Annotated in this window: 25 protein-coding genes and 1 pseudogene; 7 read left to right on the top strand and 19 right to left on the bottom strand. The window is 70.0% G+C overall.

The window, feature by feature from the left end; genetic code table 11:
* Positions 1-8 precede the first annotated feature (8 nt).
* A complete protein-coding gene (locus ACZ5UM_RS08060) occupies positions 9-350 on the top strand; it encodes a hypothetical protein (RefSeq protein ID WP_464848057.1) in 342 nt (113 codons plus the stop codon).
* Here the strand turns inward: ACZ5UM_RS08060 and ACZ5UM_RS08055 are convergent.
* From ACZ5UM_RS08055 to ACZ5UM_RS08045, 3 genes are all read right to left on the bottom strand, one after another.
* The gene (locus ACZ5UM_RS08055; RefSeq protein WP_464848056.1) at positions 313-1,122 is read right to left on the bottom strand and encodes a PrsW family glutamic-type intramembrane protease; all 810 of its coding nucleotides are present in this window, start codon (positions 1,120-1,122) and stop codon (positions 313-315) included. The two genes, ACZ5UM_RS08060 and ACZ5UM_RS08055, sit on opposite strands and share 38 nt — an antisense overlap.
* 186 nt (positions 1,123-1,308) lie before the next feature.
* Complete coding sequence (locus ACZ5UM_RS08050) at positions 1,309-1,629, bottom strand: SCP2 sterol-binding domain-containing protein (protein WP_464848055.1); 321 nt, start codon at positions 1,627-1,629, stop codon at positions 1,309-1,311.
* 78 nt (positions 1,630-1,707) lie between these two features.
* On the bottom strand, positions 1,708-3,384 hold the full coding sequence (locus ACZ5UM_RS08045; protein ID WP_464848054.1) for a long-chain-fatty-acid--CoA ligase: 1,677 nt from the start codon (positions 3,382-3,384) through the stop codon (positions 1,708-1,710).
* Between the two features lie 184 nt (positions 3,385-3,568).
* On the opposite strand from ACZ5UM_RS08045, the gene ACZ5UM_RS08040 reads away from it, so the two are divergent.
* Positions 3,569-3,796, top strand: coding sequence for a phosphopantetheine-binding protein (locus ACZ5UM_RS08040; protein ID WP_464848052.1), 228 nt, complete (start codon positions 3,569-3,571; stop codon positions 3,794-3,796).
* A 111-nt stretch (positions 3,797-3,907) separates the two neighbouring features.
* On the opposite strand, the gene gabT is transcribed toward ACZ5UM_RS08040, so the two are convergent.
* From gabT to ACZ5UM_RS08020, 4 genes are all read right to left on the bottom strand, one after another.
* Complete coding sequence (gene gabT, locus ACZ5UM_RS08035) at positions 3,908-5,281, bottom strand: 4-aminobutyrate--2-oxoglutarate transaminase (protein WP_464848051.1); 1,374 nt, start codon at positions 5,279-5,281, stop codon at positions 3,908-3,910.
* Between the two features lie 146 nt (positions 5,282-5,427).
* A complete protein-coding gene (locus ACZ5UM_RS08030) occupies positions 5,428-6,531 on the bottom strand; it encodes a DUF3825 domain-containing protein (protein ID WP_464848050.1) in 1,104 nt (367 codons plus the stop codon).
* A gap of 94 nt (positions 6,532-6,625) precedes the next feature.
* On the bottom strand, positions 6,626-6,970 hold the full coding sequence (locus ACZ5UM_RS08025; protein ID WP_464848049.1) for a DUF2512 family protein: 345 nt from the start codon (positions 6,968-6,970) through the stop codon (positions 6,626-6,628).
* Between the two features lie 70 nt (positions 6,971-7,040).
* On the bottom strand, positions 7,041-7,622 hold the full coding sequence (locus ACZ5UM_RS08020; RefSeq protein ID WP_464848047.1) for an HDIG domain-containing metalloprotein: 582 nt from the start codon (positions 7,620-7,622) through the stop codon (positions 7,041-7,043).
* A gap of 87 nt (positions 7,623-7,709) precedes the next feature.
* On the opposite strand from ACZ5UM_RS08020, the gene ACZ5UM_RS08015 reads away from it, so the two are divergent.
* The gene (locus ACZ5UM_RS08015) at positions 7,710-8,276 is read left to right on the top strand and encodes a cob(I)yrinic acid a,c-diamide adenosyltransferase (RefSeq protein ID WP_464848046.1); all 567 of its coding nucleotides are present in this window, start codon (positions 7,710-7,712) and stop codon (positions 8,274-8,276) included.
* Here the strand turns inward: ACZ5UM_RS08015 and ACZ5UM_RS08010 are convergent.
* Positions 8,273-10,159 carry an ATP-dependent helicase gene (locus tag ACZ5UM_RS08010; protein WP_464848044.1) on the bottom strand — a complete coding sequence of 629 codons (1,887 nt, stop codon included), beginning with the start codon at positions 10,157-10,159 and terminating at the stop codon, positions 8,273-8,275. The genes ACZ5UM_RS08015 and ACZ5UM_RS08010 overlap by 4 nt on opposite strands.
* Positions 10,160-10,304: 145 nt before the next feature.
* Between ACZ5UM_RS08010 and ACZ5UM_RS08005 the strand changes: the two genes are divergently transcribed.
* The gene (locus tag ACZ5UM_RS08005) at positions 10,305-10,739 is read left to right on the top strand and encodes a hypothetical protein (RefSeq protein WP_464848042.1); all 435 of its coding nucleotides are present in this window, start codon (positions 10,305-10,307) and stop codon (positions 10,737-10,739) included.
* A 39-nt stretch (positions 10,740-10,778) separates the two neighbouring features.
* Here the strand turns inward: ACZ5UM_RS08005 and ACZ5UM_RS08000 are convergent, their stop codons facing one another.
* The 6 genes from ACZ5UM_RS08000 to murQ form a co-directional block, all read right to left on the bottom strand.
* A complete protein-coding gene (locus tag ACZ5UM_RS08000) occupies positions 10,779-12,479 on the bottom strand; it encodes an esterase/lipase family protein (RefSeq protein ID WP_464848040.1) in 1,701 nt (566 codons plus the stop codon).
* Positions 12,480-12,570: 91 nt separating this feature from the next.
* The gene (locus ACZ5UM_RS07995) at positions 12,571-13,254 is read right to left on the bottom strand and encodes an ABC transporter ATP-binding protein (RefSeq protein WP_464848039.1); all 684 of its coding nucleotides are present in this window, start codon (positions 13,252-13,254) and stop codon (positions 12,571-12,573) included.
* A gap of 32 nt (positions 13,255-13,286) precedes the next feature.
* A complete protein-coding gene (locus ACZ5UM_RS07990) occupies positions 13,287-14,450 on the bottom strand; it encodes an ABC transporter permease (RefSeq protein WP_464848037.1) in 1,164 nt (387 codons plus the stop codon).
* Positions 14,451-14,593: 143 nt separating this feature from the next.
* Positions 14,594-15,313, bottom strand: coding sequence for a glucosamine-6-phosphate deaminase (gene nagB / locus ACZ5UM_RS07985; RefSeq protein WP_464848313.1), 720 nt, complete (start codon positions 15,311-15,313; stop codon positions 14,594-14,596).
* Between the two features lie 10 nt (positions 15,314-15,323).
* Positions 15,324-16,481 carry an N-acetylglucosamine-6-phosphate deacetylase gene (gene nagA, locus ACZ5UM_RS07980; protein WP_464848036.1) on the bottom strand — a complete coding sequence of 386 codons (1,158 nt, stop codon included), beginning with the start codon at positions 16,479-16,481 and terminating at the stop codon, positions 15,324-15,326.
* A gap of 53 nt (positions 16,482-16,534) precedes the next feature.
* Positions 16,535-17,485 carry an N-acetylmuramic acid 6-phosphate etherase gene (gene murQ / locus ACZ5UM_RS07975; protein ID WP_464848035.1) on the bottom strand — a complete coding sequence of 317 codons (951 nt, stop codon included), beginning with the start codon at positions 17,483-17,485 and terminating at the stop codon, positions 16,535-16,537.
* A gap of 253 nt (positions 17,486-17,738) precedes the next feature.
* On the opposite strand from murQ, the gene ACZ5UM_RS07970 reads away from it, so the two are divergent.
* A complete protein-coding gene (locus ACZ5UM_RS07970) occupies positions 17,739-18,101 on the top strand; it encodes a hypothetical protein (protein ID WP_464848034.1) in 363 nt (120 codons plus the stop codon).
* A gap of 6 nt (positions 18,102-18,107) precedes the next feature.
* Here ACZ5UM_RS07970 and ACZ5UM_RS07965 read toward each other — a convergent pair whose 3' ends face one another.
* A complete protein-coding gene (locus ACZ5UM_RS07965; protein WP_464848033.1) occupies positions 18,108-19,043 on the bottom strand; it encodes an ROK family protein in 936 nt (311 codons plus the stop codon).
* Between the two features lie 262 nt (positions 19,044-19,305).
* Here ACZ5UM_RS07965 and ACZ5UM_RS07960 point away from each other — a divergent pair, with 262 nt between their 5' ends.
* On the top strand, positions 19,306-20,442 hold the full coding sequence (locus tag ACZ5UM_RS07960; RefSeq protein ID WP_464848032.1) for a metallophosphoesterase: 1,137 nt from the start codon (positions 19,306-19,308) through the stop codon (positions 20,440-20,442).
* A 179-nt stretch (positions 20,443-20,621) separates the two neighbouring features.
* Here ACZ5UM_RS07960 and ACZ5UM_RS07955 read toward each other — a convergent pair whose 3' ends face one another.
* From ACZ5UM_RS07955 to ACZ5UM_RS07945, 3 genes are read right to left on the bottom strand one after another with little or no spacing between them, the layout of a single operon-like run.
* Positions 20,622-21,548 (bottom strand): ATP-binding cassette domain-containing protein, encoded by a 927-nt coding sequence (locus tag ACZ5UM_RS07955; RefSeq protein WP_464848031.1) that lies wholly within the window; start codon positions 21,546-21,548, stop codon positions 20,622-20,624.
* A 4-nt stretch (positions 21,549-21,552) separates the two neighbouring features.
* Entirely contained in the window at positions 21,553-22,668 is a 1,116-nt protein-coding gene (locus ACZ5UM_RS07950; protein ID WP_464848030.1) for a Nif3-like dinuclear metal center hexameric protein, read from the bottom strand.
* 23 nt (positions 22,669-22,691) lie between these two features.
* Entirely contained in the window at positions 22,692-23,387 is a 696-nt protein-coding gene (locus ACZ5UM_RS07945; protein WP_464848029.1) for a tRNA (adenine(22)-N(1))-methyltransferase, read from the bottom strand.
* A gap of 113 nt (positions 23,388-23,500) precedes the next feature.
* On the opposite strand from ACZ5UM_RS07945, the pseudogene ACZ5UM_RS07940 reads away from it, so the two are divergent.
* A pseudogene (locus tag ACZ5UM_RS07940) lies at positions 23,501-23,971 on the top strand (protease complex subunit PrcB family protein); the annotation flags it as partial.
* A 72-nt stretch (positions 23,972-24,043) separates the two neighbouring features.
* On the opposite strand, the gene ACZ5UM_RS07935 reads toward ACZ5UM_RS07940, so the two are convergent.
* The gene (locus ACZ5UM_RS07935; protein WP_464848027.1) at positions 24,044-25,051 is read right to left on the bottom strand and encodes a DUF2804 domain-containing protein; all 1,008 of its coding nucleotides are present in this window, start codon (positions 25,049-25,051) and stop codon (positions 24,044-24,046) included.
* Positions 25,052-25,083 lie beyond the last annotated feature (32 nt).

Genomic DNA, 25,083 nt, shown 5'->3' with positions numbered 1-25,083 from the left:
GTGATCGCATGCGGGACCTCGGGGAGCGGCTTTACCACGCCGGCTTTCCGGCGACGGCGGCCGGATGGGCCGGGTTCCTGCTGGCGGTGGCGGCGGGCACGGTGCTGACCGCCGCCGCGGCGGAGGTCGACCTGTTCCTGCTCGCCGGGCTGATCCTGCTTTCGTGGCTGGCCAACCTGGCCACCGTCCGCTGGGCGGTTCCCTGGCGGCTCGTCTGCCACGTCTTCTGCTGGGTGGTGCTCTACCGCGCCGTGCTCCCGGGGCGCGCTTGGTACCTGGTGGTGCCTGGGGCCCTGCTGCTGGCCGGCGCGGTCATCTGGGAGCAGGAGCGCCGCGCGACGCAAGCCTGACGCCGCAGTGGGGGCAGTAGCGCGCGCCCTGGGGGTAGACCGCCCCGCAATAGGGACACGGGGTCTCCGCCGCGACCAGCGGGTAGGCGGCAATGGGCCGGAACGGCGACGCCTGCTGGGCGCGGCGCACCCGCGGCAGCAGCGTCATCCACAGCGCGACCACCGCGGCGTAGAGCAGCGCCGTGCCGAAGCCGTAGCGAATCAGGTCGGTCAGGCTCTCCAGGGCCATGTCCTGGTTCAGGCTGCCCAGGTTGTAGAAGCCGTGGAGCAGGATGGGCAGCAGCCAACCCTCCAGCACGTGCAGCACCTTCTCCCGGCGGTTCCGGGAGAACCGCACCACGCCCAGGTGATAGCCCATGATCATGCCGACGATGACGTGCATGGGCACGGCGGTGGTCGTGCGCACCATCGCGGTCAGCAGCCCGGTGTAGATGTCGCCGCCCAGGAAGACGTAGACGAGGTTCTCGGCCACGGCGAAGCCCATGTGGGTCACGCCGAAGTAGACGATGCCGTCCATCACCTCGTTGAACTCCGATCTGCGCCAGCTGACGGCCCACGCGGCGATGCCCTTGCCGGTCTCCTCGGTCAGCGCGGCGACGATGAAGGAAGTGTAGACTGTAGACATGAAGCCGGTAAAGGGGCTCACCTGGTCGAGCAGGACCTCGACAGCATAGACCGGCACCGTCACCAGCACGCCGGCCACGAAGGCGGCGGCGATGTGGGTCCAGGGCTCCGGCTCGTACTTGTCCAGGTGCCGGATGTACCACAGCATGGCGACGGCCGGGGCCAGTGCGATCAGCAGGGCGAACAGGTGAAGCAGAACGCTCCCCCCCTTCGGCAGTTGTCCTTTGTGTATACGTGAACAAGCCTCGCGATCCCTGCCGCCGTCAGAGCCGGCGGCAAAAGGCGCCCCCGGCCATCCCGGCCGGGGGCGCCCTCACGCTGGCTGCGGAAGGGCTCAGGTGAGCAGCTGCTGCAGCTTCATCGCCTGGCCCATGTCGCCCCGGATCTTCAGCTTGCCCGCCATGAAAGCCGCCATGGGGTTCAGCTTGCGCTCCAGCAGGGCGAAGAAGTCGGCGGTGGCGATGGTAATCGTGCAGCCGGGGTTCTCCACCGGCCCCTCGCCGATCTCGTACTTGCCATTGTCGAACACGGCGTGGTACGTGCCCCCGCCTTCGCCGGTCAGCTCGAACTGGTAGGTGGCCTTCAGGTTGGCGATCTTCCCCGGGTTCGCATCGATGTGGGCCTTCAGCTTCTCCAGCAGTTCGGCAATCGTCATCACTCGGGTCTCCCTTCCTAGGTCTTGCGCCGCGCGCCTGGGTGATTCACTTCGCCAGCCGTCGTGCGAATTTCCTGCTCAGTCCGCCGACGCCGCCTTCCGCTCCCGCTCCGCGGCCGCCTTGCGCTCCTGCTCGGCCAGCACCCGGCGCAGCACCTTGCCCACCGTCGACTTCGGCAGTTCAGGCAGGAACTCCACCGACTTGGGCCGCTTGTAGGCCGCCAGCCGCTCCCGGCAGAAGTCCAGGATCTCCTGCTCGGTCGCCTGCGCTCCCGGCTTCAGCACCACGAACGCCTTCACCGTCTCGCCCCGGTACGCGTCCGGCACGCCCACCGCGCAGGCCTCCAGGACCGCGGGGTGCTGGTAGAGCACCTCGTCGATCTCGCGCGGGTAGATGTTGAAGCCCCCGGCAATGATCATGTCCTTCTTCCGGTCCACGATGTACAGGTACCCGTCGTCGTCCATCCGGCCGATGTCGCCGGTGTAGAGCCACCCGTCCCGGATGGTCTCGGCGGTCTCCTGCGGCCGGTTCCAGTAGCCCAGCATGACCTGCGGGCCCCGGATGAGGATCTCGCCCTCGCCGCCCGGCGGCAGGTCCTCGCCGGTCTCCAGGTCCACGATCCGCACGTCGGTGCCGGGGTAGGGAAGGCCGACGCTGCCCGGAATCCGCTTGCCGACGCGCGGGTTGGCATGGGTCACCGGTGAGGTCTCGGTCAGGCCGTACCCCTCCATGATGGTGGCGCCGGTCACCTGCTCGAAGCGGCGCAGCAGGTCCACCGGCATGGCCGCCGCACCGGTGACACAGAGCTTCAGGGAGCTCAGATCGTACTTGTTGAGGTCGGGGTGGTTGAGGAGGCCGATGTACATCGTCGGCACACCCGGGAACATGGTCGGCCGGTACTTGGCGATGGTCTTCAGCAAGTCGCCCGCGTCAAAGCGCGGCACCAGGATCAGGGTCGAGCCGGAGGCCAGCCCCATCCCCACCGCCGCCGTGAAGCCGTAGGAGTGGAACATCGGCAGCACCGCGAGCACCGTGTGGTGCTCGTCGCCCATCTGCAGCCACTCCCGGATCTGCGTGACGTTAGCGGTCAGGTTGTAGTGGGAGAGCATGACGCCCTTGGAGACGCCTGTCGTGCCGCCCGTGTAGAGCAGGACTGCGATGTCCTCCTTCGGATTGACCGGGGGGACCTGCAGCCCCTGCGGGCTCTCCTGCAGCAGTTCCATGAAGTGGGTCGCGTCGGAGGCCGGGATGCGCGGGGGTTTGGCCTTCAGGCGGTAAAGGAAACTCAGGGGGAAGTTGAGGAAGTCCTGCACCCCCGTCCAGATGTAGGCCTCGACGCCGCCGGCCTCGCGCACCTTCTGCCAGAACAGGTCCAGCGTGATCATGATCCGGCAGCCCGAGTCCTTCACCTGGTAGGCGATCTCCCGGGCCACGTACAGCGGGTTGAACTGGACCGGGATCGCGCCGATGCGCTGGCACGCCACGGTGGCGATGACGTTCTGCGGGCTGTTGGGCAGGATGATGCCCACCCTGTCGCCCTTGCGGACGCCGTACCGCCGCTGCAGCGCCGCACCGAACCGGTCGATCAGGTCCACCAACTGCCCGTAGCTCACCCGTTTACCCATAAAGATAAGTGCCGTCCGCTGCGGGTGCCTGTCGGCCTGTTCGAACAGGGCCTGATAAAAAGGAACCTCCGGGAACTCGATATCCCAGCGTACGCCCTGCGGATAGGCCTTCAGATACGGTCGCTCCACGGGAAGTGCCCCCCTTTGCCCTCAATTCCCCTATGGCCGGGTCGGATTTTTCTCATTGTAGCATGATTGTGATTTACCCTCCAGGGAGAATATGCCGGATTATTTCGTTCTTTCCTTCACATGTCGGCCGCATAACCGGTTTCAAGGCGGGGAAAATATCGCCCCGGAGGTGCCAGTGCGAACCATGGATGTGAGACACGAAGCGCTGAAGGTCATCCGGGAACAGGTGGGCGATCCCACCATCGGCCCTTCGACCCCCCTGGCGGCCCTGGCGGAGACGCACGAGGCCAGCATGGAGGCGCTGGTGGAGGCGCTGGAGGCCGAGTTCGGCGTCGAGCTTTCGGAGGAGCTCCTGGTCGACGTGGAGACCGTCGGCGAGCTCTGTTCGCTGGTCGCCCGGGACGACGAATAGGCGCACAATGGCAGAAGCCACCGAGACCGCGGGCCCTGTGCCCTCTGTTCTCGATGGCTTCTCTTGCGGCCGGGCGGCCCCGCCTCCCGGGCGGGGCCGCCGGACAAGCCCTTATTCGCCCCGGGCGATCTCCACGCAGATCTGCCCCAGGATGTCCAGCGCCTCGTTCAGCTGGTCGTCGGTGATCACCAGCGGGACCAGCATGCGCAGGGTGTTGCCGTAGATGCCGCACTTCACGGCGACGACGCCCCGCTGCCACGCCCGCCTGACCACCTCCGCAGCCTCCTTGGTGGCCGGCGCCCGGGTGGCCCGGTCGGTCACCAGCTCCACGCCGACCATCGCGCCCAGCCCGCGGATTTCGCCGATCTGCAGGGCAGAGCCGGGGACGCTCTCGAGCTGCACGGCCAGATCCTGGAACCGGCGCCGCATCAGGTCGCCGATCTCCCGCGCCCGGCTGACGAGGCTTTCCTGCTCGATCACGTCGAGCACGGCGTTGGCCGCGGCGCAGGCCACGGGATTGCCCACGTAGGTGCCGCCGATGGTGGAGTCCTCCGGCGCGTCCATCACCTCGGCGCGCCCGATCACGCCGGAGAGCGGCATGCCTGCGGCCAGCGACTTGCCCACGCAGATCAGGTCGGGCACCAGACCCAGCTGCTCGGAGGCGAAGAAGGTGCCCGTGCGCCCGAAGCCGGACTGGATCTCATCGGCGATGACCAGGAACCCGTGCCGCCGGGCCAGCTGGCTCACGCGGGCCAGGTAGTCGGGATGAAGCGGGACGAAGCCGCCCTCGCCCTGCACCGGCTCCAGGATGATGGCCGCAACCTCCTCCGGCGCCACCTGCGTCGTCAGGGCCCGCTCCAGGGCGTCGGCGCAGAAGCGCACGTACTCGGCCTCGCTCATGCCCGCTGGCCGCCGGTAGGTGTACGGCGCGGGGACCCGGTAGATCTCCGGGGCAAAGGGGCCGAACCCCTTCTTATACGGCTTCACCTTGGACGTGAGGGCCATGGCCAGGTTGGTGCGGCCGTGGAAGGCGCCCTCCAGCGTGATGATCGCCCTGCGGCGGGTGTACTTGCGGGCGATCTTCACGGCGTTCTCCACCGCCTCGGCGCCGGAGTTGAAGAAACAGGCCTTCTTGGGGAAGTCGCCGGGCGCCAGCGCCGTCAGCCGTTCGGCCAGCCGGATGTACGACTCGTACATGATGACCGAGAAGTCGGTGTGGGTGAAGCGCGCCGCAGCCTGCTGAATGGCCTCGACCACCCGGGGATGGGAGTGGCCCACATTCATGCAGCCCAGACCCCCGGCGAGGTCGATGAAGACGTTGCCGTCCACGTCCGTGATCAGGGCACCGCGGCCTTCCTGGATCGCCACGGGCACGTGAATCGAGAAGGCGTCCGCCACCACCCGCTCCTTGCGGGCCATGAGCTCCCGCGAGCGGGGGCCGGGAACCTCCGTCACCAGCCGCACGTGGCGCGTCGTCTGGGTCATGGGTATACCTCCTTTCAGGCGCATCCGGCTGTTATTGTATGCAAGAATGTATATTGGCTTCCGTCCCCGCCGGTTCCTGCTCGCGCACTCCGGCTCCGGGGCGCGAAAAGCCCCTCCGTCCTGGGAGGGGCCTTCCCGGCAACCGGTCAGAACTTATCCGGGCTGAGCCAGGTGGTGTCCGGCTTGGCGATGAGGCGGGCGTTCTGATAGGCCATGTCCAGCGTGAGGATCGTGTTTCCCCGGTACACATCGCCCATCCGCTGCAGGACCAGGGCGAAGTCGGGCGGCCCGCTGAACTCGCCCGAGAGGTAGATGGGCATCAGGAACTGAATCTGGCCCATGTAGTACTGCGGCACCACCAATTTGTAATTCCGCCTGGCCATGATGCGCCCGAACTCGATGGCCGCCTGGAACAGGGCGAAGATCTCGCTCTTCTTCCGGTTCCGGTAGGCGGGCGGGATGCGGTCGAAATTGTCGTCGATGATGTGAATGTCGTCGGTGTTGATCTTCAGGTCGGGATCGAAGATCACATCGGTGATCTTATCAAAGAAGGTGGCCATCGGGGGCTTCTGATTTTCGAAGGTCTCCAGCACCTCGCGGTCGTTCTCCAACACCGGGCGGGCGTTGATCACCCGCTGCGGGTACTCCGGATCGGCCTCGCCCAGCACGTAGATTTCTTTGAAATATACGTTGATGAGCCCCGTGTTGAAGAGCAGCTTGTTGTCGTGACGCAGGATGCGCCCCTGCTGCTTCAACCGCTCATACGTCTTTTCCACGTAGGACTTCAGAATGGGGTGCTGCTGCCTGGACTGGTACTGGCTGTAATTCCACCGCTCCGGAATGGCCATGCCGGCCAGCTCCTCCAGGAAGCGGGCGCCTTCGTTCCACGTGCGGAAGTACAGATCGCCGATCACGAAGCCCTCCCGGCGCGCCGCCTGGAAGAACAGGCCGAACCACGGCTGCCGGTTCGGATTCTTGTTCAGGATACACTTGGCCAGGATCTCCTCGCCCGTGGGCGTGGTGTGGCCGGTCGGGAAGAGGACGGCGTCAGCCTCCGCGCGGCTCTCCACAGGCTGTTCGTCCCGCAGGTAGGCGAACAGGTCCTCGCGGGCTGCGCGGTCGAGCGCCCGCTCCAGGTCTGCCGCAAGCTGGTCGAGCGGGCGGTTGGGCTCCCCCAACATGTTGGCCAGGTACCGCAGCGCCTTCTCTCTCACATCCAGAGGCAGGTACGTGAACTCCTCCAGCCGCAAGCATCATACATCCTTTCCATGCACGCCGTCGCTGGTTGGTCGTCTTGATGGATTTCTGCGCCGCTTGTCGAATCCCTGTCGAATCCGGCGATTATTATCCTTCTAAAAGTCGATTTTCCGTCAAGTGGTAATGAAACCAGGCCTCGAAGAGCACGGCCATCCCCACGGCGGCCAGCAGCCCGCCGAACCGGAGGGCCGAGCCCATCGCCCGCAGCATGAGCAGCGACCCCACCAGCAGCGCCGCGGCATCGCCGGCCAGCGCCGTGGTCCGCCCGAAGCGGGGCAGTACGATCAGGTCGCCGAGCCACAGCACGAGGGTGTGAACGGCCGCCATCATCAGCGACTGGGGAAAGGCCTTGTGCCCCTGCACAGGCAGGGCGAGCGTGAAGATGAGGATGTACGCAGCCAGCTTCAGGCAGAGCGTGTTCACATGACGCACGGTCCCCTCCTCCTTCGCAAACGGCCTCTACGAAGAAGGATACGCCCCGTCCATGCCGGCATGACGCTGCCTACGCGTCGCCCGCGGCCGTTCCGTCCAGCCCGAGGGGGCCGGCGGCTTCCTGAAGGGCCGCGATCACGTGCCCGATGTGCGCGTCCAGGTCGACCCCCAGCTCCTCAACGCCGCGCAGGACGCACTCACGGTCCACCCCAGCGGCAAACCGCTTGTCCTTCATCTTCTTGCGAACCGCCCGCACGTCCACGTCGTGGATGGACTTGGTGGGGCGCACCAGGGCCGTGGCCACCACCAGGCCCGAGAGCTCGTCCACGGCGTACAGCACCTTGTCCCGCAGCGACCGGCGCGGGTAGCGGTCGGCCACGGCATCGGCATGGGAGCAGATCGTGTAGCGGATGTCCTCGGGCACCCCCAGCCCGGCCAGGATGCGCTCTCCCTGCAGCGGGTGATCAGGCGGGTTGGGATAGCGCTCGTAGTCGAAGTCGTGGAGCAGGCCGATCACGCCCCAGGTCTCCTCGTCCTCGCCGTAGAGCCGGGCAAAGTAGCGCATGCAGGCCTCCACGGCCAGCAGGTGGTTGAGCAGCCGCGGGCTCTTTACATATTCATTCACCAGATTCCAGGCTTCTTCGCGGGTCACGCCGATGCGCCTCCTCAGAAACAGATAACATCATGTTAACCACGTCCCCGCCAAATCCTTCATCGCCGTGGTAGACTGGGGACGGAGGTGAGCCCATTGCGAATCTACACACGAACCGGCGACGGGGGAGACACCAGCCTGCGGTGGGGGGAGCGCGTGCCGAAAAACGCGCTCCGGGTCGAGGTCTACGGCACCGTGGACGAGGCCAACGCCCACGTGGGGATGGCGGTGGCCCTGATGGAGGGCGCCGCCTTCGACGCGGTGCGTGCGGTGCTGGTGCGGATCCAGAACGAGCTCTTCGCCGTGGGGGCCGACCTGGCGGCGCCGCCCGGCCGCGACCGGGGGGAGCAGCCCCGGATCACCGAGGCGTCGGTGGCCGCCCTGGAGGCCGATATCGACCGGCTGGAGGCCGCCCTGCCCCCGCTGAACCACTTCGTGCTCCCCGGAGGATGCCGGCCCGCGGCCGCGCTGCACGTGGCCCGGACCGTCGTCCGCCGTGCGGAGCGGCAGCTGGTCTCGCTGATGCAGCAGGAGCCAGTGGAGCCCGCGCTGCTGAAGTACCTGAACCGGCTCTCCGACCTGCTCTTCGTGGCGGCCCGGGCCGCCAACCACGCGGCCGGCCTGCGCGACGTGCCCGTGGACTGGAAGCGCTAGTCCGCAGATTCCAGCCCGCCGGCCTTTCCGCCGGCCGGCCCCAGCAGCTCCGCCACGAAGGGCGAGGGCCGGCACTCCCGCCCCTCGTAGGAGCGGGGCACGCTGATCCACAGCTGCTCGCGGGCGCGGGTGACGGCGACGTACATCAGCCGGCGCTCCTCCTCCACGTCCGCATTCGACCGGTGCGGCAGGAGCCGGTCGATGGCGCCGGCCACCACCACGAAGCGGAACTCCAGCCCCTTGGCGCGGTGGCAGGTCACCAGGGTGACGGCCGGCGCGCCGTCCGGGGCCCGCCGGTCCGCCTCGGCGGAGAAGCTTTCGACATGCCCCAGGTAGGCCGGCAGCAGGAGCCGCGGCGCGGTGCGCTCGACCTCGGCCAGCAGCCCCAGCAGCTCGTCCGGCCGGCCCCCCGCCCGGGCGGCGTACTCCCGCAGGTAATCGTCGTAACCGATGATCGTGCGGACGTAGCCGATCGCGTCCGGCGCCGTCATGCGGCTCAGCGCCCGCAGGTGATCCTGCAGCTCCTCCACCGGCCGCAGCTGCCAGGAGCGCAGGAGCCCCGTCTGCCCGATGGCGGCGAGCAGGTCGCCGTGGGTCCGCGCGGCGATGCGCGCCGCCTCTTCGGCCACCGCGCGGGCCAGATAGCGGTTGGGACGGTTGAGGACCGGCAGGATCGCCATGCCGTCTCCCGCCGCCGCCCGCAGGTAGGCCAGCACGTCCTGCACGGGCCAGCGCCGGTAGAGGTTCGGCAGGCCGCCCAGCACCCGGTAGGGAACGCCCTCCCCGCGCAGCACCTCGGCCAGCACATGAGCCTGCTGGTTGGTGCGGTAGATCACCGCCCAGTCGCTGAGCGGTGCCCCCGAACCCCGCACCAGCCGGGCAATCGCCTCCGCCTCGGCCCGCGTGTCCGCGGGCGTGAGGAGCTGAACCGGCCGTCCGGCGCGGCGGGCGGGGCGAATCACCTTCCCCAGTCGTCTGACGTTGTGGGCCGCCAGCCGGTTGGCGGCCTCGACGATGGACGGCGGACAGCGGTGGTTCACCGCCAGGGTCACCTGCACGGCCTCGGGATAGTGGCGCGGGAAAGAAAGCAGGAACTCCGGCGATGCCCCCCGCCAGCCGTAGATCGCCTGGTCGTCGTCGCCGACGACGCAGAGGTTGCGCGCCGGCTCGGCCAGGAGGCGGACCAGCTCGAACTGCACGGGGTTGGTGTCCTGAAACTCGTCGACGAGGATGTGGGTGAAGCGGCGCCGGTAAGCCGCCAGCAGCTCCGGGTTGCCCTGCAGGAGGGCCAGGGCCTCGTGCAGCAGGTCGTCGAAATCGCGCAGTCCCCGCTCGGCCTTGGCCGCGGCGTAGCGCCGGAGCAGCTCGCCGAACTCGCCGGGCGCAAGCGACTGCGGCCGGAACGACGCCTGTCGGGCCGGGGCGGCCCGCAGCCGGCTCAGATCGGTCAGCACGTCCTGGACCGCCTCGTCGTCGGTGTTCAGCCCCATCGCACGCATCAGCTGGCGGATGAGCTGAAACTGCTGGTCTTCCATGAGGATGGGCAGGGGATCTCCCCGCCGGGCGTGGCGGAGCATGCGGTAGGCCAAGCCGTGGAAGGTGCCGAAGAAGGCCCGCGCCGCCGCCTGCCCGACGGTCCCCGCCGTGCGGGCCTTCAGCTCGTCCGCCGCCGCCTTGGTGAAGGTGAGCACCAGCAGGGACCGCGGATCGACCCCGGCGGCGGCGATGAGGTAGCCGATGCGCCGCGCGATCACGGTCGTCTTTCCGCTGCCCGGCCCGGCGACGACCATCAGCGGGCCGGCGGCATGCGTCACCGCCCGGGCCTGCTCGGGGGTCAGCCCCTCCAGCAGGCGCCGGGCGGCGGGGTGGGATGAGCTCTGCAACAGGCTTCACCGTCCTCGCGCCCCGGGCGGGATGTGATCACCCTCAGGGTTCGGCAGGCCGGCTGCCCATCCCTTCCCGTGAATCTTCCGCTTGCGGCGGAGGCGGGAGGCGTTTCTCACTGCGCACAGACATGAGGTGACACCCATGGCCCTCGTTTCGTTTGACCTGGACGGCGTGCTCCAGCGAAACCCGTTCCACATCGGCAGGCCCCACGGTGTGTTCGGCCACATCTGCCGCACCCTGGCCCCCTGCATCGCCGATCCCGAGCCGGAGCAGGCGATCCTCAGGCGGCTCGTCGCCCTGCACCGGGCCCGGGCGGCGGGCTGGCTCTCCGTCTACGTCGTGCAGCCGCTCGCCCCCGGCTACACCGAGATGCCGCCGGAGCTGGCGGCCCTGCCGCCCTGGGAGCGCCCGACCGCGGGACGGGACTGGCTGGAGGCCCGCTTTGCCATCGACCGGCGGTGGCACGACTACCCGCCGTGCACGCTGGACGACTGCATCCCCGATGCGATCGTGCGCCACCTGGACGAGGTCCCGGCCACGATCGGGCACCTGGTGCAGGCGGCCGGGTGCCCCTGACCGCCGCCCGGCCCGCTTTCCGGGCGGCGGCGCTCAGGCTTACCGCGGGAACGCCGCGAAGCTGCTGACGACCGTGCGCTCAAAGGCCGACCCGTCGCTGAGCTTGCCGGTGACCGTGACCGTCACCGTGTAGACCCCGGGCTCCTCCGGCACGGGAACGGCCGCCGTGTGGCCGCCCCGCCCGTCAGCGGCCCCCGCGGCATCGCCCAGGACGCCGTCACGGCCGCTCAGCGTCACGGACATCCGGCTTTCCGCCACCTCCGCCCCCTGCACCCGCAGGCCCAGGTTGTGGGCGGTTCCGGGCGCAGAAAGCTGGCTGCCCCGGTCCAGCACCGCGGTCACCCCTCCCTCCAGGGCGGCGACCATCAGGTAAGCGGCGCCCTCCGGCCCGCTGGTCACCAGCCGCCACTCGCCGGCCGCGGGGGCCTCTACCTCCAGGGTGCCCAGCCAGGCGCCGGCGAAGACCTCACCGTCGGCGACCTGCGTGCTGAACGTGACCGGGTGGAGTGAGCCGTCCGGAGCGGCGAGGCTGGCCTTCACGTCGGCGTGGGACGCGAGCACGTGGAACGTCGCCGTCTTCACGCCCCGCTCCACCGGGAAGACGTCGCTGCCTGGCTCGGCGCCGGCCTTCCCGCCGCGGAGGATCAGGTCGCCGGGGGCGGACACCTGCGCGGACACGCTGCGCCCGCCGGGGGAGGCCGGGAGCCCGTCAGGAGAGGCGGCAGGACCGTCGGGAGAGACCAAGAGCCGGTCAGGGATGCCCGGGCTGCCCTCGGGCGAGACCGTCTGGCCGGACAGCGTGAGCTGCGGCGCGATGGTGTTCCAGACCCTGCTGCCCATCCGGATCTCATCGTGGTCCCAGTAGCCGTTCTGCAGGTGGACCCCGCCCGGCTTCTGGGTCGACCAGACCGGCACCACCCCGTCATCCTCGCCGGAGATGTACATGCAGCCCAGCCACAGGGCGGTGAACACGGGGCCGCACTTGTACCCGGAGACGGTGCGGTACGCGACCCCCGGGTCCAGCCCGTCGGTGACCGAGCGGAAGTACTCCATGTACCCGGTCTGCATCACGTAGGTCGCTTCGGTCCGCTGCCCGAGCAGCTCGGCCAGCCACGAGGCCCAGCTGGAGTAAGCCAGGTCGGCCAGCGGCGTGCCCCAGTGGGGCGTGCCCAGTGTGATGACCCGGCTGATCTTCGGGGCAGCGCCGTAGTGCGCCGCTGCAGCGTTGGCGTCCACGCCGCCCTTGGAGTGCGCCACGATGACCACCTTGCTGACCCCGAAGTACGCCGTGATCTGGTTCAGCAGGCTGCTGAGCAGCTGCCCGTTGTCCCACATGGTGCCCTCCGGGTGCAGGTCCACGAAGGCCGTGCGGTAGCCGTGGTTGTAGGCGTAGGTATACATGTCGTTGGCGCCGTGGTACATGGTCTGCCCCCACCAGCCGGAGGCCGAGCCGCCCTTGCCGTGCACGAACACCAGCACCGGCTTGCTGGGGTCGGCGTTGGGAGGCGTCGCGCCCACGTACCAGTCGCCTGCGGCGAGGGTCCCGCCGGCGGGCCCGCCGGCCGGCGCGGGCAGCGCGGGGGCTGCCGGCGCCGCCAGTGCTTCCGCCGTTGCCGCCAGGGCTTCCGCGGGCCCGCCCCGCCCGGCCAAGGCCGGCTGGGGGGCGGCTTGTGCGCCCGGTGCGGCGGCGGAGAGGAACATAAGGGAAGAGACCAGGAGCAGCGTGATGATCCTGCGCATGGGGATGACCTCCTTTCCCCCTGAACATAGGACATCACGCTACTCTGTGTACATAATATTCTGTTATTTTCGCTGGTGGCATTGCGCCCGGTCAGCCCGCGGCCGTGTTCAGCACCCGCCCGTCCACCATGTGGTAGATGCGGTCGCACACCTGCCCGACCACCGGATCGTGGGTCACCACCACGAAGGTCTGCCCCCGCTCCTGGCACAGCCGGCGCATGAGCCGCAGCAGCGCCCGGGCGCTCTGGGAGTCCAGGGAGCCGGTCGGCTCGTCGGCCAGCACCAGGGCGGGATTGTTCACCAGGGCCCGGGCGATGGCGACCCGCTGCTGCTGGCCCCCGGAAAGCTGGCCCGGCAGGTGGTGCATGCGGTCGGCCAGCCCCACGGCCTCCAGCATCGCCTTCGCCTGCCCGTACGGATCTTTCGGGCGCGGTCGCACGTACCGGAGCGGCAGCGCCACGTTCTCCAGCGCGGTCAGGGTGGGCACCAGGTTGTGCGACTGAAACACGAACCCCAGCCGGTTCAGCCGGATTCTGGGCAGGGCCGCGTCCGAGAGCCGGGTGACCTCCGTCCCGTCGATCCAGACCCGGCCGGAGTCAGGCCGGTCCAGGCACCCGAGGATGTGCAGCAGGGTCGACTTGCCGCTGCCCGACCGCCCCATGATCCCGACGATCTCGCCCCGGCCCACGGTGAGGCTGGCGCCGTCCAGCGCCCGGACGCCCATGGGATACTCCTTCACCAGGGACTCCGCCTGAAGGAGCGGCTGTGCGCTCACGGTTCTCCCTCCTCCCTTGTCTTTCCGCCTGACTAGATCGCCCGCAGGGCCTCCACCGGATCGAGGTTGGCCGCCCGCCAGGCGGGCCAGGCGCCGGCCACGCCGCCCAGGCCTGTCGCAAACCCCAGGGCGCCCAGGGCGAGGCGCGGCGTCAGCAGAAAGACCGGCGTGCCCTCCTGGGCCGCGTAGCCGTTCAGCGCCGCGATGAGCCCGGCGGCCAGACCCAGACCCAGCAGCCCCCCCAGGAAACCGATCAGGACCGACTCGGCCAGGAACTCCCGCAGAATAGCCCAACGCCCGGCGCCGATGGCCTTCTTGATGCCGATCTCCCGGGTCCGCTCGCCCACGGCGAAGAACATGGTGTTGACGACCGCCAGCGACCCCACGATCACGGCGATGGCGCCCGAGCCCAGAATCGCGGTGTTCAGCACGCTGGAGGCGGTCCCGGCCGCCCTGGCCAGCTGCTCCGGCGAGTGCAGCAGGTAGCCCCTGCGCAGGCTGTGGGCCAGCTGGTCGGTGAGCACCTCCCCCATGCCGGGCTCGACCAGGGCGTAGGCGTTGGTCCATACCTGGTCCGGCCCGATCCACTGAAGCAGGGACGAGCCTTCGAACAGCAGCTCCCGCGCGTCCTCCTCCGGGATCAGGGCCCAGCCGTCGGGCAGCGAGAGCGTCTCTTCCAGGACGCCCACCACCGCGAAGTCGCGTCCGCGCGCGTGCAGGGTGTCCCCCACGTCCAGCTTCATCTTGTGGGCGACGGCGCTGCCCAGCACCGCGACCTGCCGGTCGCCCGGCTGCCACCAGGACCCCCGGGCCAGCCGCAGCTGGGTCCCCCGGTCGCCCATGAGCTGCGCCCGGGCGAAATTGGGAAGGTTGACGCCCACCAGGAAGCGCGGCGCCAGCTCGAACCCGGCGGTCTCGTCCAGCGGCATCATGATGTGCGTCTCCACGTGCCGCACTCCGGGCGTGCGCTTCATGACCTCGATGTCCTCGGGGCCCAGGAGGTTGAGGCGCAGGGCGCCGCCGGTGGAGTGGATCGCGATGCGGTTGGCGAAGTAGGCCTCCCCCCCGGCGATCAGCCGGTTGAACTTCTCGGCCATCGCGCCCATGACGGTGAAGGCCAGGATGCCCACCGCGATACCCAGTACGGTCAGGCCGGTGCGCAGCCGCCGCCGATACAGGTTGCGCAGAATCTCCATGGAAGTCCTTGCCTCCCGCGGCAGTACTCCCCTATAGGATGCCCAGATCGCGCCAGTTTCAAAGGGGCTCCGCCGGCAATGCGAAGGGGCCGTCCCGGCGTGTGCGCACGCCGGGACGGCCCCCTTTCTGCCTCAACAGACCCCTACCGCCTGAGCATCGACGCGGCTTCCCCGTCCAGCAGGACGGTCGCGTCCGGGTGGAAGTGCAGGGCGGACGCCGGCACCTCCGGCGTCGGCTCGTCCTCCACCAGCCGCTTCACGATCGGCGCCTTTCCCGTTCCGCTGGCCAGCAGCAGGATCCGGCGCGCCTCCAGGATCGTGCCGATACCCATCGTGATCGCGCGCCGGGGCACCTCATCGATGCTGCTGAAAAACCGCGCGTTGGCCTCACGGGTCCGCTCGGCCAGCTCGACCACGCGGGTGCGGCCGTCCCAGGGTGAGCCGGGCTCGTTGAACCCGATGTGGCCGTTGTGGCCGACGCCCAGCAGCAGGATGTCGATCCCGCCGGCGGCGCGGATCGCCTCCTCGTACCGGCGGCACTCGGCCTCGGGGTCGGGCGCGTTGCCGTCGGGGATGTGACAGTTCTCGGGGCGCAGGTCGGTGCGGTCGTACAGCATCCGTTTCATGAAGGCGTAGTAGCTCTCGGGATGCGTGCGGGGGAGGCCCATGTACTCGTCGAGGTTGAAGGTGCGGGCCCGCGCCAGCGAGACCCCGCTTTCCACCAGCGCGTCGTAGAAACCCACCGGGGTGCCGCCGGTCGGCAGGCCCAGCACCGCGTCGGGCTTCTCTCTCAGCAGGTCGATCACGATCCGGGCTGCGCGGTGCGAAAGCGCATCGTAGCTCTCGTGCACCTCGACCTTCAGGGGATACCGCTTACCTGTCATCATACACGACCTCACCGCCTATAATCGTGGTTTTCACGTTGAGCTGCTCGTCGAGAAGCAGCAGATCCGCATCCTTGCCCGGGGACAGCGAGCCTTTCCGGCCGTCGAGCCGGAGGCTGCGGGCCGGATTGAGCGACGCCATGGCCACGGCGGCCGGCAGGTCAAGCCCCACCAGGCGGACCAGGTTCTGCACCGCCCGCTCCATGGTGAGGACGGAGCCGGCCAGCGCGCCGCTGTGCAGCCGGGCCTGCCCGTCCTTCACGATGACCGGCAGCCCGCCCAGGGTGAACTCGCCCTCCCCCAGGCCTGCGGCCCGCATGGCGTCGGTTACCGCCACCACGCGGTCCGGCCCCCGGGTCCGGATGGCCACCTGCATCGCCGCCGGGTGCACGTGGACGCCGTCGGCGATCAGCTCGACCGTCATGTTGGCGAGGGTGAGCGCGCCGCCCACGGTGCCCGGCTCACGGTGGTGCAGCCCCCGCATGCCGTTGTAGAGGTGGGTGGCATGCGTGAGGCCTGCCTCGGCCGCCATCCGGAGCTGCTCGTAGGTGGCGTCGGTGTGCCCGGCGCTCACCACGGCGCCCCGGCGCACCAGGTGGCGGATCGCCTCCAGGGCCCCCTCCGTCTCCGGCGCCAGCGTCACGTGCCACCGGTCGTCCGGCCCGCCCTCCGCCATCCAGCGGTCGATCTCCGCGATCGACGGCGGCCGCACGTACTCCGGGTTCTGCGCCCCCTTGTGCGCCAGGTTGATGAACGGTCCTTCGATATGAAAGCCCAGGACCCGCGCCCCCTTCGGAGGGGCCTGCCGGGCTGCACGGATGGCGCGGATGATCTCCTCCTCCGGCGCCGTCAGGGTGGTGGCCAGCAGCCCGACGGTCCCGTGGCGCGCGTGAGTGGTGGTGATGGCCACCACAGCTTCGGGGTCCGCGTCCATGAAGTCGCCCCCGCCGCCGCCGTGCACGTGGATGTCCAGGTAGCCCGGCGCCAGGTAGCCCTCACGCACCACCTCCGCCCCGGGCGGAACCGGCGGGGCCGCCGGATCAGCCAGGTCCCACACGTCGGTGATCCGTCCGGCTTCATAGGCCAGCAGGCCGTCTTCCACGACCCGGTCCGGAAGGATCAGCGGCGCCCTGAACCACCGCTTCATGCCGACATCTCTCCTTCGTCCGGTGTCCGGCTGCTTTCGCTGCACGTTCCCGCTTACTTGCCCTGCGCCAGCCTGATGGCCTCGCGCACGAAGCCGCCTGCCCGCTCCAGGGCGTCCCGGGCGGCCCCGGTGTCCACGCCGGCCAGGAGGGCCACGATGGCCTGCTTCACCGAACCGCCGGCCTCCTCCAGGACCCGGGCCGCCGTCGCCTCGTCGCGCCCCGTCGCCAGGACGACCATGCGGACGGCCCGCTTCCGCAGCTTCTCGTTGGAGGCCTGCATGTCAACCATCAGGTTCGAGTACACCTTTCCCAACCTGATCATCGCGCCGGTGGAGAGCATGTTCAGCACCATCTTCTGCGCGGTGCCGGACTTCATGCGGGTAGAGCCCATGATCACCTCCGGCCCCACCACGGGGGCGATAGCGATGTCCGCGGCCGCCGCCAGGGCGGAGTCGGGGTTGTTGGTCACCGCCACGGTGGCACAGCCCAGGCGCCGGGCCTCCTCCACCGCGGCCACCGTGTACGGCGTCCGGCCGCTCGCGGCGATGCCCACCACGACGTCGCCGGGACGCACCCGGGCGGCGATGTCCGCGGCGCCCTGCTCCCGGGAGTCTTCGGCCCCTTCCCGCGTCTCGAAAACCGCCTCCTGGCCGCCTGCGATCACGCCCTGCACCAGGTCCAGCGGTGCGCCGTAGGTCGGGGGGATCTCGGAGGCGTCCAGAATGCCCAGCCGCCCGCTGGTGCCGGCGCCCACATAAAAGAGACGTCCGCCGGCCCGCAGCCGCTCCGCGATGAGGTCGACGGCGCGCGCGATGTTGGGCAGCTCCTTCTCTACCGCCAGCGCCACCAGCTTGTCCTGCTCGTTGATGATCCGCACCATCTCCAGGGTGGACACCTGATCGATCTCCAGCGACTCCTGCAGCCTTCCCTCCGTCACCAGCCGGTTGATGTCCACGCTATCTCCCTTCTTTCCCGCAGAGTTGAACAGCCCACTTCTATCCATTTCCCCGGTTGCTGACCGTATGCCTGCACGGGCGGCCCAATTCCGCTGACCGCATGCCTGCACGGGCGCCGCAACGCCGCCGGGCCTTCCCGGTCAGAGGATACCCCGCGACCGATACGCAGATGTCGGTCGGTGAAGGGATTCAGGAATTTCGCGCAGGACCCCGCCGCGCAGAAAACCATTTAATGGGTTCCTTCGTAATAACTAACAGAGGGTTTGGCTCCCACGTGAACCGTGGATTGGGGGTGTTCCCGTGCTGCAAAGGGCCCTTGCTCTCCTGCGCTTCCGGGCCCCTGAGACCCCTCCCCGGGCGCCCGACCACTACGCGCTGATGAAGGCCGCGCTGAGCCGGGTCGAGACCGCGCGGCAGATGATGCGGGAAGCCCGCACCCTCGAAGAGCTGGACCTCGCCCGGTCGGCCCTGCAGCAGGCGCAGGCCGAGGTGCAGCACGTCATCCGCACGGCCAAGCGGGAGCGCGGCGTCGCCCTCCGGCCGATTGCCGAGACGGAGAAGGTCTACCGCACCCTCTGGGAGCGGCTGAAGGGCGGCCGGAGCCGGGGCGCGGCTTCGCAGGGGCAGTCCGGACAGCCGAAGCCGCCGGCGGTGGAAGGGTAACCCGGGTCACGGCCTCTGGCGCAGCATCGCCAGCCGGGCGGCGCCCACCACGCCGGCCATGGGGCCCAGCTTCGCCCGCCGGACGCGGATGGACGTGGAGCGCTCCCGGCACCCCTGCCGGGCGGTCTGCACCAGCCGGTCCCACCAGTAGCCGAGCCGCGTGATGCCGCCGCCCACCACGATCATCTGCGGGTCGAAGGCCATCTGCAGGTTCATCAGGAAGAGCGCCAGGTCGCCGGTCCACTGCTCCACCCCCAGGCGGGCGGCGCGCTGCCGCTCGCCTGCGCCCTGCTCTGCGGCGCGGATCACGTCGCGGATGCCGCGAAACGGAGTCCCCTCCGTGAGCGCCTCGTTGGCCCGGCGGGTCAGCGCCTTCGACGACACGTACCGCTCGGCGCATCCCCTGCCGCCGCACGGGCAGGGCTCGCCGCCGGGGTAGAGCGCCATGTGGCCTACCTCCCCGGCGCCAAAGCGCGCGCCGCGCCAGAGCCGGCCGTGCACGGTAAGGGCGCCGCCCACGCCGGTGCCCAGCGTCAGCATGAGAAAATCCGACGCGCCCCGGGCGGCGCCGATCCAGGCCTCGCCCGTCGCGGCCGCGTTGACGTCGTTGTCCACGACGACGGGGACGCCGAAAGCCTGGTGCAGTTCCGCCCCCAGGGCCAGGCCGGTCCAGCCGGGCAGGTTCCCGCTGGCGAAGATCACCCGCCCCCGGCGGTGGTCGATGCGGCCCGGCGACCCGACCCCGCAGGCCATAACCGGTGTCTCTGCCCGCTCCATCAGCGAAAGGCCCAGCCGCCGGATGCGCGCTAGCACGGCCCCGGCGCCCTCCGCTGCGCCGGTGGGCGCCTCGGCGCGGTGCAGGATGCGGCCCTCCGCATCCACGATGGCCGCCTTGATGCCCGTGCCGCCGACGTCGATGCCCAGGTAGACCACGGCACTCACCTCCCCCCTCCCACCTTTACCGATCGCACGCAGAGCGCTCGCCTCTGCCATAGCATGTCCGCATCCGGGACGGCCGGGGCGGCGAACAGCCGACAGAGGGATTCCCGGGCTGTCGGGCGAATCCTTTCCGCCACGGGAGGGTTTCACATGCAGTTGCTGCTGGAGAGCCCGGGGATGGTGCCCGGGGATCTGGCGGGACGCGTCGCCGCGGTGACGGGGGCGGCAGGCGGGGCGGCAGCCGGATAAGTCAGGAGTGGAATTGATGTACGTATTCGTCGCTCTGGTTTTCGCAGTGTACGGAGGAGTCGGGTTCTACATCGGCCTGCGCACGGCCCAGTGGCTGGCAGTCGTACTGCCCCGGCCGGTCCCGGCGGCGCCGTACTGGGCCGCCGTCGCTTTCCTGGCATCGGCGTTCCCGCTTTCCCGCCTCGCCGCGGCGTCCTTGCCGCTGTGGGCGGCCGAGTGGCTGGCGCGGATCGGCGGCTGGTGGATGACCGCCTACGTCTACCTGTTTCCGGCGCTGCTGATGATCGACCTGGTGCGTCTCGTGTACGGCGGGATGCGGCTGGTGGCCCCGGGCGTCCTTCCCCACCTGAACCTGGTGAAGGGCACGGGGGCCGTTCTGCTGGCCGCGTACGCCGCCGTGCTGATCTGCGGCGCCTGGTCGGCCCGCACACCGATGATGACCCGGCATGAAGTGACCATCCCGAAAGCCGCCGGCCCCTACCGGGAGCTGAATGTCGTGCTGGTTTCCGACACCCACCTGGGCCTGATCATCGGCCGGAACCGGCTGGAGCGGCTGGTGGCCGACATCAACCGGCTCCAGGCCGATATGGTGCTGCTGGCCGGCGACATCATCGACGACGACTTCCGCCCGTTCCGGGAGCGCGGCATGGCCGGAGTGCTGCGGGGCCTGCACGCGCCGCTGGGCGTGTACGGGGTCCTGGGCAATCACGACGACGGCGCCGACGACCTCCCGGCCTTCCGGGCCGCCATGGCCGAAGCCGGTGTGCAGTTGCTGGTGGACGAATGGACGCTGGTGGACGGCGCCTTCTACGTGGTCGGTCGCAACGACCGTTCGCGCGGTCCTGCGCCGCTGGAGGAGGTCCTGCAGGGCGTCGACCGGTCCAAGCCCATCCTGCTCATTGACCACCAGCCCGACCGGCTGGACCAGGCGGTCGCCGCAGGCGTCGACCTGCAGGTCTCGGGCCACACGCACCGGGGGCAGGTGTGGCCGGGCCGGCTGCTCACCGCCCGGATCTTCGAGGTGGACTGGGGCTACCTGGCCAAGGGCGGCACCCAGTTCGTCGTCTCCCAGGGGTGGGGCACCTGGGGCCCGCCGATCCGGGTCGGCACCCGCTCGGAGATCGTGCAGATCCACATCCGTTTCGAGCCATGATCGGTATGCCTCGTGATCGGCACGTGCCGTTTCGGCATGTGCCGTGTCGGCATATATCGTGATCGGGCTATACCGTGATCGGCTTGCAACTGGGGCCGGCGTGCACCGTGACCGGCGTGCACCGTGGCCTGCAGCGTGGACCACGGGTGCGCCGGCGGATGCTCCGTGCACGGCGATCCCTAGAGAACGTGGCAAGCAGCCAGGTGGCCGGGGGCAACCTCCCGCGCCACCGGCTTTTCTTTTGCGCACCGCGCGACCGCCTGCGGACAGTAGGCCGCCCAGGGGCAGCCGTGAAACGCCCGCCCGGCGGTGTCCTCATCGGGCGGCAGGGGCCCACCCTCCCGGCCGAGGAAGCGCTGGCTGAACGGGTGCCGGGGGTTCATCAGCACCTGCTCGGTGGGCCCGGTCTCGAGGATCCGGCCCAGGTGCATCACCGCGACCCGGTGGGCGAGACGGGCGATCACCCCCACATTCTGGGAGATCAGGAGGTAGGCGGTGCCCCGCTCCCGCTGGACGGCGGCGAACAGTCGCAGCAGTTCCTCCTGCAGCCGGGGGTCGACGCCTGCCACCGGTTCATCCAGGGCCACCAGGAGCGGGTTCAGGACGAGGGCCCGCGCAATCGCCAGCCGCTGCTGCTGGCCTCCGGACATCTGGCGGGGGGTGCGGCCCAGGAACTCCGCCGGCGGCAGCCCCACCTGCTCCAGGGCGCGCCGGATGCGTGCGTCGCCGTCAGGAAGGCCGTGGGCGCGGATGAGGTCGTCCAGCTGTGCGCCCACGGTCTTCTCCATGTCCAGCGAGGCCCGCGGATCCTGCCGCACCATCTGCAGACGGCGCCGAATCCGCTTGCGGTCCAGGCGCCGGACGTCCTGCCCCTGGACGTAGATCGCGCCCCGCTGGATGGGCAGGCGCAGGACGGCCGCCTCCGCCAGCGTGGTCTTCCCCGCGCCCGACCCGCCCATGAGCCCCAGGGTTTCCCCCCGGTCGACGGCGAGGCTGACGCCGTCCACGGCCCGCACCGGCCGGGCGCCCCACAGGCCGAAGGGGCCGGAAGGATCGGTGCGGCGCAGCACGACGACGTCCTCGAGCCTCAGAGCCGGTTCGGACATCCGCCTACACGACCTGGAAGGGGTCGCGGCCGGCCTGTGATACCACGACCTCGGCAGAGTGCCCGTCGGCGGCCAGCCGCTCCCGCAGGTAGTCCGCCAGCGCGCCGACGGCTCCGGCCTCCGAAGCGTAGTGGCCCACGTCGATGATGGCGAGCCCGAGGTCCAGCGCATCCTGGGCCTCGTGGTATTTCACGTCTCCGGTGACGAGCACGTCCGCGCCGCGGGAGGCCGCGGGGCGGATCAGGTCCGCGCCGGCGCCGGCCCCCACCGCGACGGTGGCAATCTCGCGGTCCGGTTCGCCCACGATGCGCACCGCCGGGGTACGCAGCGACGCCTTCAGGCGCGCCGCCAGCTGGGAGAGGCGAAGAGGCTGCGCCAGCCGCCCGATGCGGCCGTGCCCCCGCACCCTCCCGGGGTTCGCCAGCGGGTACAGGTCGTAGGCCACCTCTTCATAGGGATGGGCATCGATCATCGCCCGCACGGCGTGCTCCACCGCGGACTCGGGCACGATGGTCTCCAGCCGCAGCTCCTCGACCCGCTCCAGCTGTCCCCGCTGGCCGATGAAGGGGTTCGTGCCCTCCAGCGGCAGGAACGTCCCGGTGCCGGGCGCCTGGAAGGTGCAGTGGCTGTAATTGCCGATGTGCCCCGCCCCTGCGCCGGCCAGGGCGTCGCGCACGGCATCCTCGTGCCCCCGCGGCACAAAGACGACCAGCTTCACATACCGCTCCTCCCCGGCCTGCTTCAGCACTTCGAATTCCGTGAGCCCCGCGGCCGCCGCCAGCGTGTCGTTGGTCATGCCCGGGGCCTGGTCGAGGTTGGTGTGCGCGGCGTAGAGGGCCATGCCCCCCCGGATCAGCCGCAGCAGCCTGCGGGCCGGGCGGTTGTCAAAGCGCAGCGCCTTCAGCGGCCTGAAGATCGGCGGGTGATGGACCACCACCATATCGCAGCCCAGACTTTCGGCCTCCTCCAGCACCGGATCCGTGAGCTCCAGCGCGACCAGCACGCGCTGCACGGCGGCACCCGGGTCCCCGACCTGCAGGCCGACGTTGTCCCACGACTCCGCCCAGTAAAGCGGCGCCAGTTCCTCGATGTACGCCGCGATGTTCCTCACCGTCGTCATCCGGCAGCACCTCCCTGTTTCCCTCAGCGGTCGCCGGCGCAGATGCGCAGGGCCCGGGCCAGCAGCTCGACCAACTCGGACAGCTGGGCCGCGCGCTCCTGCGCCGCCGGCTGGTCGGAGCGGGACGCGCCCGCCAGGGCCCGGCGGGCCAGCTCCAGCTTCTCGTCCACGTAGCGCACGACCAGCGGGCCGCCCTGACGCAGCAGGAGCGGCCCCACCTCTTCCTCCATGCGGGTGAGGCCCATCCGGCCGGGCTCGGCCACAAGCACCGGATAAAGCCGTCCGCCGTCCTCGACGACCTCCTCGGCGACCAGGCGCCAGCCGTTGTCCGCCAGCCAGCGGCGCAGCTGCGCCTCGCCGCCCATTGGCTGCAGGACCAGCCGCTCCACGCCCGCCAGCGGCCCCTCTGCCAGGATGCGTGCGATCAGCGGTCCCCCCATGCCGCACACGGCCACGCACGGCGCCTCGCCGGGCGCCAGCACCGTGAGCCCCGAACCCAGCCGCACGTCGATGCGGTCCGCCAGCCCCGCGGCGGCGACGGTGGCCCTCGCCGCCTGCAGGGGCCCAGGCAGCACGTCGCCGGCGACGGCGCGCGGCACCCGGCCGGACTGCACCAGATGGACCGGCAGGTAGGCATGGTCTGTGCCGATATCGGCAAACGGCCGGCCAGCGGGCACATGGCGGGCCACGGCGGCCAGGCGCGGGGAAAGCTGAATCATCGCGTTGGCAAGCCCTCCGATCGCAGGTTAGGATTCGCTCCGCCCCCCGGTTCGTCGCCCCGAACTTCGGGAAAGCTGAGCAAAAAACCGAGGGAGGCCTGACTGTGCAGCGAATGGCCCGGACCAGACCCCTCCTGATCTGCCGGCCCGGGCTCCCGGCGGCGCTGCCGGCAGCCCTGTCCAAGTCCCGATCCCGGTTGCTGCGGACCCTGTTCGCGGCGTTGCTTGCGCTCGCTTCGGCCTGCGGCTCGCCCGCCGCGACGGGCACGTTCACCACCCTGGCCCGGGGAACTCACAGCGGCATCACCGCGCAGGAGGCTGCGCTCATCACCAGCCTGGCCGAGTGGGAAGCCCTCTGGCGGCGCCACGCCAGCCGCTTCGACCCGCCCCCCGCCCTGCCCCCGGTGGATTTCAGCCGCTCCTCGGTGGTGGCGCTCTTCGCCGGCGAGCGGCCCACCGGCGGATACAGCCTCTACATCACGGACGTGGCGCCGCAGGGCGACAGCCTGCGGGTCACGGCCCTGGAGCTGCGCCCCGCCCCGGGGCGCCCCGTCACCCAGGCAGTCACGCAGCCGTATCACGTCATCGCCGTGCCGCGGGTGAAGAAGGACACCCGCCTGGAGGTCCGGTGGCGGGTGCGGACCGACTCCGCCGGCCTACCAGCGGGCGCGGTGCTCCTCGGCCCAGCCCACCACCCGCTCGATGGCGATGCGCTCACCGGCCTCCGTCGTCACCCAGCCGCTGAACCGGCCGATCATCTGATGGACCTCCGAGCGCACGACCAGCGCGTCGGTGCACGCCACCCGCTCGAAGAAGGGCTCGAAGAGCAGGTTGACCTGGTCGGTCTCCCGGGTGCGGATGCGCCAGGGGCGCATGAAGTCCGCGGGGTCATACTCGAAGTTCAGGTCGTCGTGGATCTTCGTGACCCGACCGTCCACCACGAAGCCATTTTCGTTCATGCCGGTCCCGTCGGTCCAGCCGCCGCCCAGGTTGAGGCCGATCGTGTGGCCGCCCTGCACGCCTGAAGCGGCGGCCCAGTTCCAGAAGCCCCGGTAGGGCCAGACGCCCCGCCCGAAGTCCAGGCAGGCGAAGCCCTCAAAGGGGATGCGCCGATCGCCGAGCCGCACCTCCCCCCGGGCCGGCAGGGCCTCCTGCTTGGAGGTGAACTGGAACCGGTGCCGGCTCCACGGGATGACCACGTTCATCGACTCCTGCTCCGGCGGGCGGGTGACGGTGAAATCGGCCTGCATGGGCACCCCGCCGAAATCCGGGCTCGCCGCGGTGAGCCGGACCGTTTCCCCGTCGTCGTACATGTAAAGCCGCATCTTCTCGTCGTCGAACCGCACCTCGCCCTCCACGTCGTCCGGCAGGGTCAGCCCCCGGCCGAGGAGGTGCAGGACGGTCTGCTCCGTGAAGTCGCCGGTCCCGAAGTCGAGGAAGTACGCAAACCCCAGGCCGGCGTAGTCCAGGTCGGTCACCGTCAGCGAGAACAGATGCGTCTCGGTGGTGATGGCCCAGTAGTTCCAGCGCTTCTTCCGCAGCCAGTGTCCCCGCAGATTGCAGCGGTGCAGCGGTCTGCGGGACCAGCCCACCGCGTCGGGATTGAGCCGGCCGCGGTCGTCACAGAGCGGAACGGGCTCCAGCAGTTCGCGTTCGACGTTCATGGGGCACCTCCTGTCGGCTGGTCTGCCGCGCA

This window comes from Symbiobacterium ostreiconchae, assembly GCF_055396975.1.
This window is presented reverse-complemented; position numbering and strand designations above follow the sequence as displayed.

What these genes read in the sequence shown, in the direction of transcription:
- ACZ5UM_RS08060 (WP_464848057.1), top strand. Translation starts at nt 9, where the DNA reads ATGCGGGACCTCGGGGAGCGGCTTTACCACGCCGGCTTTCCGGCGACG.
- ACZ5UM_RS08055 (WP_464848056.1), bottom strand. Translation starts at nt 1,122, where the DNA reads ATGCTGTGGTACATCCGGCACCTGGACAAGTACGAGCCGGAGCCCTGG.
- ACZ5UM_RS08050 (WP_464848055.1), bottom strand. Translation starts at nt 1,629, where the DNA reads ATGACGATTGCCGAACTGCTGGAGAAGCTGAAGGCCCACATCGATGCG.
- ACZ5UM_RS08040 (WP_464848052.1), top strand. Translation starts at nt 3,569, where the DNA reads ATGGATGTGAGACACGAAGCGCTGAAGGTCATCCGGGAACAGGTGGGC.
- gabT (WP_464848051.1), bottom strand. Translation starts at nt 5,281, where the DNA reads ATGACCCAGACGACGCGCCACGTGCGGCTGGTGACGGAGGTTCCCGGC.
- ACZ5UM_RS08005 (WP_464848042.1), top strand. Translation starts at nt 10,305, where the DNA reads ATGGCCCTCGTTTCGTTTGACCTGGACGGCGTGCTCCAGCGAAACCCG.
- ACZ5UM_RS08000 (WP_464848040.1), bottom strand. Translation starts at nt 12,479, where the DNA reads ATGCGCAGGATCATCACGCTGCTCCTGGTCTCTTCCCTTATGTTCCTC.
- ACZ5UM_RS07990 (WP_464848037.1), bottom strand. Translation starts at nt 14,450, where the DNA reads ATGGAGATTCTGCGCAACCTGTATCGGCGGCGGCTGCGCACCGGCCTG.
- nagA (WP_464848036.1), bottom strand. Translation starts at nt 16,481, where the DNA reads ATGAAGCGGTGGTTCAGGGCGCCGCTGATCCTTCCGGACCGGGTCGTG.
- murQ (WP_464848035.1), bottom strand. Translation starts at nt 17,485, where the DNA reads ATGGATAGAAGTGGGCTGTTCAACTCTGCGGGAAAGAAGGGAGATAGC.
- ACZ5UM_RS07960 (WP_464848032.1), top strand. Translation starts at nt 19,306, where the DNA reads ATGTACGTATTCGTCGCTCTGGTTTTCGCAGTGTACGGAGGAGTCGGG.
- ACZ5UM_RS07955 (WP_464848031.1), bottom strand. Translation starts at nt 21,548, where the DNA reads ATGTCCGAACCGGCTCTGAGGCTCGAGGACGTCGTCGTGCTGCGCCGC.
- ACZ5UM_RS07950 (WP_464848030.1), bottom strand. Translation starts at nt 22,668, where the DNA reads ATGACGACGGTGAGGAACATCGCGGCGTACATCGAGGAACTGGCGCCG.
- ACZ5UM_RS07945 (WP_464848029.1), bottom strand. Translation starts at nt 23,387, where the DNA reads ATGATTCAGCTTTCCCCGCGCCTGGCCGCCGTGGCCCGCCATGTGCCC.
- ACZ5UM_RS07935 (WP_464848027.1), bottom strand. Translation starts at nt 25,051, where the DNA reads ATGAACGTCGAACGCGAACTGCTGGAGCCCGTTCCGCTCTGTGACGAC.